The organism is Ideonella livida (genome assembly GCF_010499455.1).
GTDB lineage: Bacteria > Pseudomonadota > Gammaproteobacteria > Burkholderiales > Burkholderiaceae_C > Ideonella > Ideonella livida.
In genome coordinates this window covers 125,470-139,630 of record NZ_JAAGOH010000011.1, presented here as the reverse complement: position 1 = coordinate 139,630, position 14,161 = coordinate 125,470, and the positions used below count along the sequence as shown (strand labels likewise).

Here is a 14,161-nt window from a genome sequence, read left to right as displayed (position 1 = left end):
GCTACTGTGATTTCACACAGCACTGTATGAAAAAACAGTATCCTAGCGCCCGGCGCGGCTCCACGGCCTCCGCGTCTTCCGTGGCCGCTCCGGGGCGCCCGGCTCCTCCCAGGCCGATGCCGTGCCGCCTGTTGCCATGCCCACGCCGGATCTGTCGCCCTCATCTCCCCTCGCCCCTGCTCAGGGGCCCAGTCGCCGTGTGCAGTTCAGCGCCGCGCTGGCCCTGGCCACCACCGCCGTGGGGGTGGCCATGGCCGCCGCCGCGGCGGCCGAGCGCTCCGGGAACGGGCCGGACCGCTGGCTGGTGACCGCGGCGGCCATCGTGCTGGCCCTGGGGGCGCACATGCTGCCAGCCCTGGCGCGCCGCCAGCCCCTGGCCTGGGCCCTGTGGCTGGGCTGTGTGCTGGCCACCCTGTATGGCCATGCGCACTTCTTTGCCGCCGCCCAGCACCGGGCCGGCCTGCAGCGGGCCGAAGGCGTCACCGCCGGCCAGCAGGCCGCGGCGTGGCAGGTGGAGCTGGCCGCGATTTCGGCCCGGCCGTTGGCGGTGGTGGCCGACGAGCACGCGCGCCAGGCGGTTCGCCATCAGCAGGCCGAGCGGGCCTGGCAGCGATGCGAGCGCGGCAGCCCGGGGCAATGCCAGGGCCCGCAGGCGGTGCAACAGGCGGCGGTGGCCCGTCTGAGCGCCCTCGACACCGAGCGCCAGGAGGCCCAACGGGCACAGGCCCTGCGCGAGCGCCTGAGCCAGGCTGCCGGCGAGCTGGACCGCCGCCAGGCCGCGGCCCGCCAGGACCCCGTTCATCTGGAGTTGGCCCAGCTCACCGGCCTGACCCCGCCGGTCATCACCCTGGCGTCGGCCGTGGGCCAGTCGCTGCTGGTGGAGCTGCTGGCGGCCATGCTGTGGGTGCTGGCCACCCCGCCTACCCCGGCGGGGCCCGGAACGGGCTCCCGCCGGCAGCCCGGGCCAGGCCCGGCGACCGGCACCATGAACGCCGTGGCGACTTCCGCAGGCGCCTCGGTGGCGGGCGCCCTCTCGGGCGGCTGGCGGCCCGGTCGGCGTGTCGCCGTGGCGCCAGCGGTGGCCGCGGGGGGCTTGCCGGGCACCACGGGCCAGCCGGCGCCGCACGCCGAGATGCGCTGGCGGCAGGCGGCCGCGGCCACCGTGGCGGGGGTGCTGCCCTGGCCTCCGGCCGCCTGGGCTCTGGGGGCCATGCCGCCGCCGGCCCCGCCGGCCTGGCGTCAGGCCGGTCCGCAGCTCGCCCCGGGCTTGCCGGGCGGCTGGCCACCGGTGGTGCTGCGCCTGTCGGACCCATGGACCACCGCTGCGCCGGCGCTGTGCGCGGGCACCGGTGCGGACGCAGGCGCGGAGGCTCTGCCTCGGGCGGTGCCTCCGCCGGCTGCGTCGCCGGGCCCGGCCCCCTCGTGCACACCGACCGCCCCAATGTCCGGGCGGTCGGCCCCGCCGCAGCAGCCTTGCCTGTTTGGCGGCCTGGACGGGGACGATCAAGCGGCGGCCCTTCAGGCCGGCGCACCGGCGCGTCCGGATGCCCGCCCCCGGGTCCGCCGCCCCTTGCCGGCTGGCCGCTTCGGCGGCACGGGGGCCTGAGCGCCGACCGTCCCGCAAGGGGTCACCTGCCGTGTGACCCACTGGCGACGGCCTTGTGTCCCCCAGCACCGGCGCACAGAATCGGTGGCCATATGCCCGCCGCCGCCGCCCCCTTCGTTTCCGCTCCAGCCCCCGTACCTGCCGGTGCTGCCGCCACCGTCGGCCCGGTCCCCGATCCCGCAGAGGCTGCGCGTCCGGTCGGGCTGGACGCGCCGGACCGGACGGCCCTGGCCGCCCGGCGCGCCCGCATCGGCGCCTGGATCGCCCACCTGGAGGCCGGCTTGCTGGAGCGGGCGGCCGCCGTGCGTCTGGTGCTGCTGGCGGCCCTGGCGGGTGAGCATGTGCTGCTCATCGGCCCGCCGGGCACCGCCAAGAGCGAGCTGGCGCGGCGGCTGCACCGCGCGCTGCAAGGCGCGCCCTATTTCGAGCGGCTGCTCACCCGCTTCTCCACGCCGGAGGAACTGTTCGGCCCGCTGTCCTTGCAGGCCCTGGAAGCCGACCGCTACGAGCGGCTGACCCGCGGCTTCCTGCCCGAGGCGGGGGTGGCCTTTCTGGACGAGGTGTTCAAGGCCAATTCAGCCATCCTCAATACGCTGCTGACGCTGCTCAACGAGCGTGAGTTCGACAACGGCAGCGGCCGGCAGGCCACGCCGCTGGTGACGGTGGTGGGCGCCAGCAACGAGGGCCCGCTGGATGAGGGGCTACAGGCCTTCCACGACCGCTTTCTGCTGCGGGTGCCGGTGGCGCCCGTGGGCGAGGAGAGCTTTGCCGCGCTGCTGGCTTTGCCTGCCGGAGCCGCCATGCCGGTGGCCTCGGCACCGGCCGCCTGGACCCCGCAGGAGCGCCAGGCGCTGGCGGCTGCGGCGCAGCAGGTGGTGCTCTCGCCGGCCTTTGTGCAGGCCTGCCTGGCCCTGCGCCGCTGGCTGGCGGCGCAGGGCCGGCAGCTGTCAGACCGGCGTTGGCGGCAGTGCACCGGTCTGCTGCGGGTGTCGGCAGCGGCCGAGGGCCGTACCGCCTTGGACGAGCTGGACCTGTGGCTGGCGCCCTATGTGGCGGCTTCACAGCCGCAGGAGGTGCCGGACCTGATCGATTGGTGGGTGGGGGACTGCCTGCAAGCCCGCCCTCAGGAGGCGGCTTGGCTGACGCGGGCGGTGGAGGCCTTTGAGCGGCAGCTGGAGCTGGAGACCAGCGCCCGCGACGACGCCCAGGGTCAGGACGCGGCGGGCAAGCTGGCCCTGGCCCGTGCCATCGGCGGCGCGCAGGCGGCTGAGCCCTCGGGCGGCATGCGCATGCTGTCGGCGGCGCTGGAGGTGCAGACCCGCCGCCACTACAGCCCGGTGCACGTGGCCGCGCGCGTGGCCCAGGTGGAGGAAGTGCTGGCCCAGCTGCAGCCCGCCCTGGCGCAGGCCGAGGCCGGCGCCGCCGCCCTGGCGCAACGTCTGGCCGATCGTCTGTGGTGGCCACCGGCTTTGGGGGAGCAGGTTTTGGCGGGCCCCCGCCGCACCGTGGCCGTGCTGCAAGCCCTGGCCGACCGCCTGGCGGCCACGCGCCAGGGGTTTGCCAGCCTGCCCCTGCGTCCCGATGTCCCGCAGGCCTTGGCGCAGGACGACCCGGGCGCTTCGCCTGCCACGCCTGCAGCCCTGCCACCGCCGCCGGTGGCCTGGGTGGCATGAACCCGCCCGTGCCCGACGCGACCGGGCTGGATGCCCCCTACCACCAGCTCGCCCCCTTGCCGCGTGGCCTCTGGCTGCCCGCCCTGGTGGCGGCCGTGGGGGACCGCGCGGACCGTCTGGCCCATGTCCGCCACTGGCTGGAGGCGCTGGTGGACGGGCGGCTGCCGCCCGAGGAGGCCGACTGGGGCGAACGCGAGACGCCGCGCGCCGGCCCGTCGCTGCGTGCGGTGGTCGCCGCGCTGGGCCTGCCGGCACTGTGCCGCGGGGTGCCCGATCTGGCCCAGCAAGTCTTGCGCACCCTGCTGTGGCACCTGGACCGCCTGCCTGACCTGCAGCCGGCGCTGAGCCGTGCGGCCGCCGTGCAGCGGGTGACCGACGACTTCCGTGCCGCCTGGACCGACCAGACCCACGGCCTGCAGGACGACCTGGCCCTGCTGCAAGGGCTGGGCGACCTGGCCCACCTGCGATGGGACGCGCTGCGCGGTCACCTCAATGCCCGGCCTTGGCAGGCGGCACGCCGCGCGGCCGACTGGCTGGCCCAGATGCCGGAGCTGGCCGCCCTGATCCAGCGCCTGGGCCGCAGCGAGCCGGTGGGGCAGGTGTCTCCCCGGCCCGCCCCACGGCAGCCGGGCAGCGCCGGCCCGCCGGTGCCGCTGCGGCCGGTGGTCATCCGCCTGCCCGATGCCCCGGGCGAGATCACCGGCATCCGCCTGGCTGGACAGCCCGAGCGCATGCTGGCCAGCCAGGCCTTGATGCTCCACCATCCGGTGCTGCGCAAGCTCTGGCGTGCCCGCTTTGCCGAGGCCCGTCTCTTGTGCTGGGACACCGAGGCGCAGTCGTGTGAGGGGCGCCCCGATCCCGCTGCGGCGCGGCAGGCCCCGTCGGCGCCAGACCGGCCGCAGGCCCTGGAGCGCGGGCCCATGATCGTGTGCCTGGATACCTCCGGCTCCATGCGGGGGGCGCCGGAGAACGTGGCCAAGGCCGTGGTCATTGCGGCGCTGCGCGCGGCGCATGCGACCCGCCGCGGTTGCCTGCTGCTGGCCTTTGGCGGGCCTGACGAGGTGCTGGAGCAGCGCCTGGACCAGGGCGAGGCGGGGCTGCAGGCCCTCCTGGACCTGATGGGTCGCAGCTTTGACGGCGGCACCGATGTGCAGACGCCCATCGAGCGTGCCATCGAGCGGGTGCATGAGGACGCCTGGCGCGGCGCGGACCTGCTGATCGTGAGCGATGGCGAGTTTGGCTGCGTGCCGCAGACCCTGGCCCGGCTGGACGCCGCTCGCGAGCACCTGGGCTTGCGGGTACAGGGCGTGCTGGTCGGCGACCGTGAGACCCTGGGCCTGCTGGAGGTGTGCGACGCCATCCACTGGGTACGCGACTGGCGCCGTTATGCGGAGGCTGCCGAGCAGGGGGCCGCCCGGCCCGGTGCCCCGGCGGCGGGGGGATTTTCCCCGGTGCACAGCAAGAGCCTGACCGCGCTGTACTTTCCCAATGCCCTGTCGGGCCGCGCCCAGCGGCACCACAGGGCGTGAACACCGGCGAGCCCGTCCATGACCATGACCCACAGACCTGTAGCGCCCCCCATCGCCGACCTGGGCCCGGCCCGTGAGGTGCTGGCCATGCTGCAGGCGGCCTTTGAGCGCCGGGCCCCACCCCGTGTCAAGGCCCTGCACCTGCCGCCGCCGCCACCACCGGGTGGACGGCGTGGCGAGTTCTGTGCGCTGGAGCTGCAGGACGGCACCCTGGGCCTGAGCTATGTGCTGCTGGATGCCACCTGGGCAGCCCTGGCGGCCCAGCCCTCGTGCCTGCCCCAGGCGGGGGATGAGGTCTGGCCACTGGCCCAGGGCTGGTGCGCACCTGAGCCCTGGCGCCAGGCCCTGGGGTTGGCCGCGGTCAATGCGCTGACCCGCTGCGTCTTTGACCGGGCCGGTTTCGTGCCGCCTGCCAGCGCCGACTCGATGGGCCACCTAGACCTTCAGCCCGGCGAGACCCTGGGCATGGTGGGCTGGTTCGCCCCGCTGCTGCCGCGGCTGCGCGCCCGGGGAGTGAAAGTGGTGGTGGTGGAGCTGCGCCCGGAGCTGGTGGGGGAGGAGGAGGGGGTGCGCATCACCCTGGACCGGACGGCGCTGGCCGGGTGTGACCAGGTGCTGGCCACCGGCACCCTGCTGCTCAACCACACCCTCTCGGCCATGCTGGCGCCGTGTCGTCAGGCGCGCCGCTTTGCCCTGATCGGTCCCAGCGTGGGGGTGCCGCCCGATCCGCTGCTGGCGCGTGGCGTGAGCCTGCTGGGCGGCAGCTGGGTGGTGGAGGGGCCGGCGGCGTTGCAAGCGCTGCGGTCGGGCCAGGCCCTGGGGGCGGCGGCGCGCAAGTTCGCGCTCACCGCCCAGGACTATCCAGGTTGGCCGGCGCTGATGGCGCGTGGGGGGTGAGGCCACCCGCGTCGACCGGTTCAGCCGCCACCGCGCTGCATGTGCAGGTCAAAGCGCTTCATGAAGGCGATGCGCTCGGGGGCCTCCACCCCCTCGAAGCGGTAGACCACCCACAGGCGCGGCAGCCGCACCAGAGCGATCTGCCGCGGGGCCAGGACCTGCCAACGCAGGTGCAGCACCCCCGCACCCAGGCGCACCTGCGCCTGGCCGGGGCCAGGACCCAGGCTCAGGCCATGGCCGCCGCAGGCCCCGGGCAGCCAGCCCAGCCATTCGGCTTCGGTGCAGCCGGTGTCGCGCTCGAAGGATTCGCCGTAGCTGGCGGTGTCGAACACGGTCGATCCCTTGGGGCGCCGGCCACTCAGCCGCCGGCGATCGGCGGCCAGATGGCCAGGGTGTCGCCCTCGACCAGGGCCAGGGTGGCCCGATCCTCCGGCGCCACGTAGCGGCCGTTGACCAGCACCAGGTGCACCAGCTTCATCGGCAGGGCGAAGGGCTCGATCACCTGTGCAATGCTGGCGCCTTCGGGCACCTCCAGGGCCATCTGGTTGTGGGTGCGCCGATCCGGCGGCAGGTACTCGGTGAGGCTGGCGTAGAGCTTGAATGTGATCTGCATGGTGGCCGCCATGTTGCCGGCCTCAGGCCGCCTTCACCAAGGCATGGACATCGCCTTGCTGGGCGCAGGCCAGGTAGGCCTCCATCAGCAGTGTGGGGTCGGCGATCAGCTTCTCGCGCCAGGGGCCCAGCTTGACCTCCCCCTCGACCAGACCGCGCATCACCCCGACGTGCTGGATCCAGCCCACCGAGTTGCAGCCCACCAGCTTCTCATGGTCGAACTGCAGGCTCAGCAGCTTGCCCTCGGCCTCGTCGATCAGCTCCACCTGCCGGCCGCCGGGCACGCCGTCCCATTTGCCGAAGCTCGAGGAGATCATGCCCAGGGTGTCGAGCACATTGATCTGGGTGACGCCCTTGAGCTCGGCCTTCTGGCCGGCCATGTTGAGCGCCGCCACCCGGGCCTGCTCGGCGGCGTTGGGCTGGATCGCCGAGACGATGGTCTTGCCGCTGACCTTGTCGAAGGCCTCGGCGCAGTCACCGGCGGCGTAGATGCCCTCGACGTTGGTCTGCAGGTGCTCGTCGGTCAGCACGCCCACCAGGCAGCGGATGCCGGAGTTCTCCAGGAAGCCGATGTTGGGCCGCACGCCGGTGGCGCTGATGACCAGGTCGGCCTCCAGCGATTGGCCGGTGGACAGCTTGACGCGCATCGGGCCGCTGGGGTTGTCGGCCTGCTGACCCAGGCCCACCATCTGGGCGATCTTGCCCAGCAGGCCGGGCTCGGCGGCGGTGCCGCGCTCGATGGCCTCGACCCGGGCCCCGGTGTAGACCTTCACGCCCTTGGTTTCGCACCAGCGGCGGATCATGCCGCCGGCGGTGGGACCCATCATGCGCGGCACCATGCGGTCGCCCATCTCCACCACCGAGAGCTCGACGCCGCGCTGCTGCAGTGCTTCCATGATGATGCAGCCGATGAAGCCGGCGCCCATTTGCAGCACCTTGGCGCCGGGCTTGGCCAGGGCCTGGATGTTGCGTGCGTCGGCCAACGTCCAGCAGGTGTGCACGCCAGGGCCGTGGATGCCGGGAATGGGCGGCGTGGCTGGCGAGGAGCCGGTGGCGATCAGCAGCTTGTCGAAGGGCACGCGGTGCCCGTCGGACAGCAGGATCTCGCGCCGGCCCACGTCCACGGTGGTGGCGCGCACCCCGCGGCGCACCTCGATGCGCAGGCGCTCGAAGTGCCCCGCCGTGTGGCGCAGGTGGGTCCCTTCCTCACCCACCTTGCCGATCAGCAGGTAGGGAATGGCCATGCGCGAGTAGGGCGCCTCGGGCTCGTCGCCGATGACGAGGATGTCGTCGTTCGGGGCGTGCTTGCGCAGGGTTTCGGCGGCGATGACGCCGGCCGGGCCGGCGCCGAGGATGACGTGCTTCATGGGGTGCTTCGGTGCGGGGGGATGAAAAAGGGCGGTTCCGAGAACCGCCCCGTGGCTCAGGTCATGACGGGTGATGCCCCCGTCACGCGGCCGTCACAGGCCCAGGCGCGAACGGGTCTCGTCCTTGAGCTGGCCGTCCTCGTTCCAGCCGCGCAGGGCGTAGTACTTGGGCAGCATCTCGGGCAGCTTGTTGACCAGGCCCTTGGCCGGACCGGTCTTGGCGGGTTCTTCCAGCAGTCGCTTGGGCAGGGTGTCGTCCTTGCTGGTGAAGCCGGCCCGGTTGTTGAAGTCGCGCTCCATGTTCCAGATGCGCTCGCCGATCTGCGAGAGGTTCTCCAGCGTGAACTCTTCGCCGCAGGCGGCGGCCACCTGCGGCTGCACGTCGGCCAGGCCCCAGGCGAAGCTGGTGAAGATGCAGATGCCGGCGGCGTCGAAGGCGGCGGTGGCGTCCTGGAAGGCGATGACCAGCTCAGGCTTGCCCTCGGCGGTCAGCGGGTCGGTCTTGACCGGGATGCCCAGCACCTCAGAGGCGATGGTGTAGCTGCGCAGGTGGCAGGCACCGCGGTTGCTGGTGGCGTAGGTCAGGCCCATGCCCTGCACGCCGCGCGAGTCGTAGGCCGGGAACTCCTGGCCCTTGACGCTCATGGACAGCTCGGGGTGGCCGTACTTCTTGCACAGGCGGGCCGAGCCCTGGCCAATTTCCTTGCCAAAGCCTTCGCCCCGGGCGGTGATCTCGGCGAAGTGGGCCAGCGCCTTGGCGTCACCGAACTTGGCGTCGATGCCCAGCTGCTCGGCGGTCAGCACGCCCATCTCGTAGAGCTCCATCACCGCGCCGATGGTGGCGCCGAAGGAGATGGGGTCCATGCCCTGCTCGTTGCACAGCACGTTGGCGTACTGCAGGGCCTCCAGGTCGTTGACGCCGTTGGCCGCGCCCAGCGCCCAGGCCGCCTCGTACTCCAGGCCGCCCGAGGCACCCCAGTACTGCGGCTTGTTCTCGACGGTGAAGTGGGACTTGTCGATCTTGGAGATGCGGCCGCAGGCGATGGTGCAGCCGAAGCAGGCCTGGTTGGTCACCAGGTGCTTCTTGCCGTCGGTGGCGCGCGGCGTGGCCATGGCTTCGGCCGAGATGTCCTTGGCGCCTTCGAACTGCACGTCACGGTGGTTGCGGGTGGGCAGCGCACCGATCTCGTTGATGACGTTCATCAGCACCTGGGTGCCATAGGTGGGCAGGCCGGCACCGGTGACGGCGTTGTCATGCAGGATCTTCTTCTTCTCGAAGGTGACCTTCATGAACTCCTTGGGGTTGGCGATGTTGCCCACACCCTGGGTGCCGCGCACCACCACCGCCTTGAGGTTCTTGCTGCCCATCACCGCGCCCACGCCCGAGCGGCCAGCCGCGCGGTGCAGGTCGTTGACGATGGCGGCGTACAGCACCTGGTTCTCACCGGCCAGGCCGATGCAGGACACGCGCACCAGCGGGTCCTGGTGTTCCTTCTTCAGGCCTTCCTCGGTTTCCCAGACGCTCTTGCCCCACAGGTGCGAGGCATCCTTCAGGGTGGCCACCTCGTCTTCAATGCTCAGGTAGACCGGCTTGGCGGCCTTGCCCTCGAAGATGACCATGTCCCAGCCGGCCATCTTGAGCTCGGCGCCCCAGTAGCCGCCCGAGTTGGAGCAGGCGATGGCGCCGGTGAGCGGGCCCTTGGTGACGACGGTGTAGCGGCCGCCGGTGGAGGCCATGGTGCCGGTCAGCGGGCCGGTGGACCAGATGATCTTGTTGTCGGGCGACAGCGGGTCCACCTTGGCGTCGACTTCCTCGACGAAGTACTTGGTGGCCAGGCCGCGCGAGCCCAGGTAGAGCTTGGCCCAGTCCATGCGCAGCGGCTCGGACGTGATGGCACCGGTGGAGAGGTTGACGCGGAGGAGTTTTCCAGCCCAGGACATTGCGGTGTTCTCCCAGTCGGTTCAGGTGGCGGACGGCTGGTTGCCCAGCTTGTCGGCCCAGGCGGCCATCTTGTTGAGGCCGGTCCAGTTGGCGTCGATGTAGGTGATGGCGCCGGTGGGGCAGGCCTCGGCGCAGGCGGGGTTGCCGTCGCACAGGTCGCACTTCTGCACCTTGCCGGTTTCCTGCATGTAGTTCACCGTGCCAAAGGGGCAGGAGATGGTGCAGACCTTGCAGCCCACGCAGGTGGTCTCGCTGACCACCTTGGCGCCGGTCTTCTTGTCCACCGTGATGGCTTCCACCGGGCAGGCGTGCAGGCACCAGGCCTCGTCGCACTGGGTGCAGGTGTAGGGCACCTTGCGCCCGGTCTCATGGAAGTTGAAGACCTTGATGCGTGACTTCGCGGGGGCGAACACGCCGTAGTTCTCGTAGCTGCAGGCCATTTCGCACTGCAGGCAGCCGGTGCACTTGTCCGGATTGATGTGGAGGCTCTTCTGCATGACGGGGTCTTTCGCAGTCGGTCCGGGTTGAAGGGGTCGTGGATCCCGGAATGCAGGCGACGCCTCCCCGGGGTGCTATGCAAGTGTCTGCATAGCGTTTCGCACGGCAAACCTGGGGCTAACCCTGGAAAGTGCGGGGCTTTTGCCCGGCGGAACGAAAAAAGGGCCTGGTCCGTTCCAGCTTGGTACAACTGGAACGGACCAGGCCCTGGAGATGCGAGGCGTTCTCGATGCAGAACGCCGCGCTCAGGCGCCCGAGGCGGTGCTCAGGGCTTGGCGTTGGGGAAGAACAGCGGCTCGCCGTTGATCTTGTAGGCGGCGATGCTGGCCTGGCCGCCCGGGCTCACCACCCAGTCGGCGAACTGCTGGGCCATGTCGGCCTTCACATGCGGATGCTTGGCGGGGTTGACCACCATCACGCCGTACTGGTTGAACAGGCTCTTGTCGCCCTCGACCAAGACAGTGAGGTCGGCGCGGTTCTTGAAGGCCAGCCAGGTGCCGCGGTCGGTCAGCACATAGGCGCCGGTGGAGGCGCCCATGTTCAGCGCCGGGCCCATGCCGCAGCCGCATTCCTTGTAGCCTGCCGGCTTGGCCGCGGCGGGGTCGACGCCCACCTTCTTCCACAGGCGCAGCTCGGCGGCGTGGGTGCCGCTCTTGTCGCCACGGGAGATGAAGCTGGCGCCGCTGGCGGCCAGCTTGCCGAGCGCCGTGCCGATGTCCTGTCCCTTGACCTTGGCCGGATCGGCGGCCGGGCCGACGAGCACGAAGTCGTTGTACATGACGTTGCGCCGCTGGGTGGCGAAACCCTCGGCCACGAACTTCTCCTCGGCGGCGGTGTCGTGCACGAAGACGATGTCGGCATCGCCACGGCGGCCGGTGTCCAGTGCCTGGCCAGTGCCCACGGCCACCACGCGCACCTCGATGCCGGTCTTGTCCTTGAAGGCCGGCAGCAGGTGCTTGAACAGGCCGGACTGCTCGGTGGAGGTGGTGGAGGCCATCACGATGAACTTCTCCTGCGCTTGGGCCGGCAGCAGCGGCGCCATGGCCAGCGCCAGCATGGCCAGCAGGGGGCGGCGGCGGTTCAAGGTCGGGGCCGTCGGGTGGGTCAGAGCCATGGCAGTTCTCCTTGGAGGAATTGGGCCGCCTCTTGCGGCAGGTCTCGGGCGTGGAAGAAGTCTTCGGTGGGCCGGTCGGCCAGCACGCGGCCGCCGCCCAGGCAGATTACGCGGCGCGCCAGGCGCTTGACCTGGCCCAGGTTGTGGCTGCTCATCACAATGGCCACGCCGTCGGCGGCCACCTCCTCGATGAGGCGCTCCACTTCCTTCTTGGCAGACGGGTCCAGGCTGGCCGTGGGCTCGTCCAGGAACAGCACGTCGGGTCGCAGGGCCCAGGCGCGCGCCAGCGCCAGGCGCTGCTGCTGGCCCCCCGAGAGGCTGCGTGCCGGACGCTGAGCCACATCGGCCAGGCCCACACGGGCCAGCGCCAGCGCGCAACGCGCCTCGCGCTCGGCGCGGGGCACACCGCGCAGCCACAAACCCAGCAGCACGTTGCGTCGCGCCGAGCAATGCAGCAGGAAGGGGCGCTGGAACAGCATGGCCCCCACGGGCGGGCGGCCGTCCGGTTGTGGTGGCACCTCCCGCCGCCCCTCGGTGGGCGCCACCAGTCCATGCAGCAGGCGCAGCAGACTGGTCTTGCCAGCCCCGTTGGGGCCCACGAGGGCCAGGCGCTCACCGGGGTGCAGGCCCAGGCTTACGCCCTGCAGGGCCTGCACACCCCCCAGCCGCAAACCGGCCTCATGCAGCTGCACCAGGGGGAGGGGCAGGGCGCCCGCAGCCGGCATGGAGGCAGCCCGCCCGCTCATGCCAGGCCCTCCTGGCTGCGGCCGGCGCCCCCCGGCAACAGGCCGACCAGCAGGTTGATCAGGCCCACCACGCCCAGCAGCACCAGACCCAGGCCCAGGGCCAGGGGCAGGTCCCCCTTGCTGGTTTCCAGCGCGATGGAGGTGGTCATCACCCGGGTCACCCCGGCGATGTTGCCACCCACGATCATCACCGCGCCCACCTCGGAGATGGCCCGGCCGAAGGCGGTGAGCAGCACGGTGAGCACGCCATAGCGGGCATGGGCCAGCAGCAGCAGGGCCCGCGCCAGCGGCCCGGCACCCAGGGACTGCAGCTGCTCGCCGCCTTCGGCCAGGCCGTCGAGCACCAGGCGGCGCGAGAGCGCGGCGATCAGGGGCACCACCAGCACCGTCTGCGCCACCACCATGGCCGACGGCGTGAACAGCAGGCCCCAGGGGCCCAAGGGGCCGGAGCGCGACAGCAGCAGGTACACGCCCAGCCCGACCACCACCGAGGGCAGGGCCAGCAGGGTGTTGAGACCCCAGACCAGCGCCCGGTGGCCCGGGAAGCGGGCCACCGCCAGCCAGGCCCCACCCAGCAGGCCCAGCACGGCGCCCAGGGCGATGGCCGTGCTGCTGACCTGCAGGGACAGGCTGACGATGCGCAGCAGCTCGGCGTCGGCGTCGCGGATCAGGGCCAGGGCGGTGAGCAGGCTGTCGTGGAGCGTGGACATGTCGCGGCGTCTTGCCGGGCGGAGCCGCCCGGGGTGCGGGAGGCGCCAAAGAGGGGGCGCCGGCATTCTGGCGGCAGGCCGTGGGCAAAGCGATATGCATCGAGATGCATAGGTTGGGCGGATGCCGTCCCCCGGGGCGGCGGCGTCACAATGACGCCTTCCGTCTGCCCTTTGATGCCCATGCCAGAACTCGGACCCTCTCCCCTCGCCAGCGGCCAGGAGCTGCCCGTGGACGAAGCCCGTGCCCGGGTGGCCGCCTGCCTGCAGCCGCTCACCGAGACCGAAACGGTGCCGCTGTCGGCGGCCTTGGGCCGCGTGCTGGCGGCTGATGTCATCTCCCCCATCGATGTGCCGGCCCACGACAACTCGGCGATGGATGGCTATGCACTGCACGGCGCCGACCTGCTGGCCGGGCAGGCCACGGCCCTGCAGGCGCTGCCCACCACCGTGCTGGCCGGAACACCCTTCACCGGCGTGGTGGCCCGCGGCCAGTGCGTGCGCATCATGACCGGGGCGGTGATGCCGCCGGGCCTGGACACGGTGGTGCCCATCGAGCTGTGCCAGGTGCAGGGCGAGGTGGTGCAGCTGCGCGCCGATGTGCTGCGCCCGGGGGAGAACCGCCGGCGCCAGGGCGAGGACCTGGCCTGCGGGCGGCCGGCGCTGCGCGCGGGCCAGCGCCTGCGACCGGCCGACCTGGGGCTGGTGGCCTCGCTGGGGGTGCCGCAACTGCAGGTGTTCCGGCGGCTCAAGGTGGCCTTGTTTTCCACCGGTGACGAACTGCGCAGCCTGGGCGAGCCCCTGGCCCCCGGGTGCATCTACGACAGCAACCGCCACACCCTGACCGGGGCATTGCAGCGCCTGGGCGTGGAGGTGCTGGACCTGGGTCTGGTGCGCGACGATCCGGCCGCGCTGCAGGCCACCCTGGACCAGGCCATGGCGCAGGCCGATGTGGTGATGACCAGCGGCGGCGTGAGCATGGGCGATGCCGACTACACCCGCGACCTGCTGGCGGCCCGTGGTGAGGTGGGCTTCTGGAAGGTGGCGATGCGGCCCGGCCGGCCCTTTGCCTTTGGCCCTTTGCACGGACCGCAGGGCCGGCGTCCGCTGCTGTTTGCCCTGCCGGGCAACCCGGTGGCCGCCCTGGTCACCTTCTATGCCTTTGCCCGCGAGGCCCTGATGGTCCTGTCCGGTGCGCGGCCCGAACCGCTGCCCCGCCTGACCGCGCGCAGCGCCGCCCCCATCCGCAAGCGGCCCGGCCGCACCGAATACCAGCGCGGCATCGTCGAGCCCACCGAGGAGGGCGGCTGGCAGGTGCGCCTGACCGGCGCCCAGGGGGCGGGCATCCTGCGCAGCATGAGCGAGGCCAACTGCCTGGTGGTGCTGGGGCACGGACAGGGGGCCGTGGCCGCGGGTGAACCGGTGACGGTCTGGCTGTTCGACGGCCTGGTCTGAGGCCCGTGGCCCTGC

General features: G+C 72.0%; 13 protein-coding genes. 5 read left to right on the top strand and 8 right to left on the bottom strand.

Going from position 1 to position 14,161, the window contains the following annotated elements; genetic code table 11:
* The first annotated feature begins 199 nt into the window (after nt 1-199).
* From G3A44_RS11170 to G3A44_RS11155, 4 genes are all read left to right on the top strand, one after another.
* Nucleotides 200-1,606: a hypothetical protein gene (locus G3A44_RS11170; RefSeq protein WP_163457597.1), complete on the top strand. Its 1,407-nt coding sequence runs from the start codon at nt 200-202 to the stop codon at nt 1,604-1,606.
* A 92-nt stretch (nt 1,607-1,698) separates the two neighbouring features.
* Complete coding sequence (locus G3A44_RS11165) at nt 1,699-3,279, top strand: AAA family ATPase (protein WP_163457596.1); 1,581 nt, start codon at nt 1,699-1,701, stop codon at nt 3,277-3,279.
* The gene (locus G3A44_RS11160; RefSeq protein ID WP_163457595.1) at nt 3,276-4,808 is read left to right on the top strand and encodes a VWA domain-containing protein; all 1,533 of its coding nucleotides are present in this window, start codon (nt 3,276-3,278) and stop codon (nt 4,806-4,808) included. The genes G3A44_RS11165 and G3A44_RS11160 overlap by 4 nt, the downstream gene beginning before the upstream one ends.
* 24 nt (nt 4,809-4,832) lie before the next feature.
* Nucleotides 4,833-5,705, top strand: coding sequence for a Rossmann-like domain-containing protein (locus tag G3A44_RS11155; protein ID WP_239061811.1), 873 nt, complete (start codon nt 4,833-4,835; stop codon nt 5,703-5,705).
* A gap of 20 nt (nt 5,706-5,725) precedes the next feature.
* Here G3A44_RS11155 and G3A44_RS11150 read toward each other — a convergent pair whose 3' ends face one another.
* The 8 genes from G3A44_RS11150 to G3A44_RS11115 form a co-directional block, all read right to left on the bottom strand.
* Nucleotides 5,726-6,037, bottom strand: a complete 312-nt coding sequence (locus G3A44_RS11150) for a hypothetical protein (RefSeq protein ID WP_163457594.1) — start codon at nt 6,035-6,037, stop codon at nt 5,726-5,728.
* A gap of 26 nt (nt 6,038-6,063) precedes the next feature.
* Complete coding sequence (thiS, locus tag G3A44_RS11145; protein WP_163457593.1) at nt 6,064-6,318, bottom strand: sulfur carrier protein ThiS; 255 nt, start codon at nt 6,316-6,318, stop codon at nt 6,064-6,066.
* Nucleotides 6,319-6,340: 22 nt separating this feature from the next.
* The gene (locus G3A44_RS11140) at nt 6,341-7,684 is read right to left on the bottom strand and encodes an NAD(P)/FAD-dependent oxidoreductase (protein WP_163457592.1); all 1,344 of its coding nucleotides are present in this window, start codon (nt 7,682-7,684) and stop codon (nt 6,341-6,343) included.
* A gap of 93 nt (nt 7,685-7,777) precedes the next feature.
* Nucleotides 7,778-9,625 (bottom strand): aldehyde ferredoxin oxidoreductase family protein, encoded by a 1,848-nt coding sequence (locus G3A44_RS11135; protein ID WP_163457591.1) that lies wholly within the window; start codon nt 9,623-9,625, stop codon nt 7,778-7,780.
* A 21-nt stretch (nt 9,626-9,646) separates the two neighbouring features.
* Nucleotides 9,647-10,123, bottom strand: a complete 477-nt coding sequence (locus G3A44_RS11130; protein ID WP_163457590.1) for a 4Fe-4S dicluster domain-containing protein — start codon at nt 10,121-10,123, stop codon at nt 9,647-9,649.
* Between the two features lie 266 nt (nt 10,124-10,389).
* On the bottom strand, nt 10,390-11,238 hold the full coding sequence (locus G3A44_RS11125; RefSeq protein ID WP_163457589.1) for an ABC transporter substrate-binding protein: 849 nt from the start codon (nt 11,236-11,238) through the stop codon (nt 10,390-10,392).
* Nucleotides 11,229-11,984, bottom strand: a complete 756-nt coding sequence (locus tag G3A44_RS11120; protein WP_163457588.1) for an ATP-binding cassette domain-containing protein — start codon at nt 11,982-11,984, stop codon at nt 11,229-11,231. The genes G3A44_RS11125 and G3A44_RS11120 overlap by 10 nt, the downstream gene beginning before the upstream one ends.
* Nucleotides 11,981-12,694, bottom strand: a complete 714-nt coding sequence (locus tag G3A44_RS11115; RefSeq protein ID WP_163457587.1) for an ABC transporter permease — start codon at nt 12,692-12,694, stop codon at nt 11,981-11,983. The genes G3A44_RS11120 and G3A44_RS11115 overlap by 4 nt, the downstream gene beginning before the upstream one ends.
* Nucleotides 12,695-12,922: 228 nt before the next feature.
* Between G3A44_RS11115 and moeA the strand changes: the two genes are divergently transcribed.
* Nucleotides 12,923-14,146 carry a molybdopterin molybdotransferase MoeA gene (gene moeA, locus G3A44_RS11110; RefSeq protein WP_375138650.1) on the top strand — a complete coding sequence of 408 codons (1,224 nt, stop codon included), beginning with the start codon at nt 12,923-12,925 and terminating at the stop codon, nt 14,144-14,146.
* The last annotated feature ends 15 nt before the right edge of the window (nt 14,147-14,161 follow it).

Coding starts and splice junctions, on each gene's coding strand:
- G3A44_RS11155 (WP_239061811.1), top strand. CDS start 4,833: ATGACCCACAGACCTGTAGCGCCCCCCATCGCCGACCTGGGCCCGGCC.
- G3A44_RS11135 (WP_163457591.1), bottom strand. CDS start 9,625: ATGTCCTGGGCTGGAAAACTCCTCCGCGTCAACCTCTCCACCGGTGCC.
- G3A44_RS11160 (WP_163457595.1), top strand. CDS start 3,276: ATGAACCCGCCCGTGCCCGACGCGACCGGGCTGGATGCCCCCTACCAC.
- G3A44_RS11165 (WP_163457596.1), top strand. CDS start 1,699: ATGCCCGCCGCCGCCGCCCCCTTCGTTTCCGCTCCAGCCCCCGTACCT.
- G3A44_RS11115 (WP_163457587.1), bottom strand. CDS start 12,694: ATGTCCACGCTCCACGACAGCCTGCTCACCGCCCTGGCCCTGATCCGC.
- thiS (WP_163457593.1), bottom strand. CDS start 6,318: ATGCAGATCACATTCAAGCTCTACGCCAGCCTCACCGAGTACCTGCCG.
- G3A44_RS11140 (WP_163457592.1), bottom strand. CDS start 7,684: ATGAAGCACGTCATCCTCGGCGCCGGCCCGGCCGGCGTCATCGCCGCC.
- G3A44_RS11125 (WP_163457589.1), bottom strand. CDS start 11,238: ATGGCTCTGACCCACCCGACGGCCCCGACCTTGAACCGCCGCCGCCCC.
- G3A44_RS11130 (WP_163457590.1), bottom strand. CDS start 10,123: ATGCAGAAGAGCCTCCACATCAATCCGGACAAGTGCACCGGCTGCCTG.
- G3A44_RS11120 (WP_163457588.1), bottom strand. CDS start 11,984: ATGAGCGGGCGGGCTGCCTCCATGCCGGCTGCGGGCGCCCTGCCCCTC.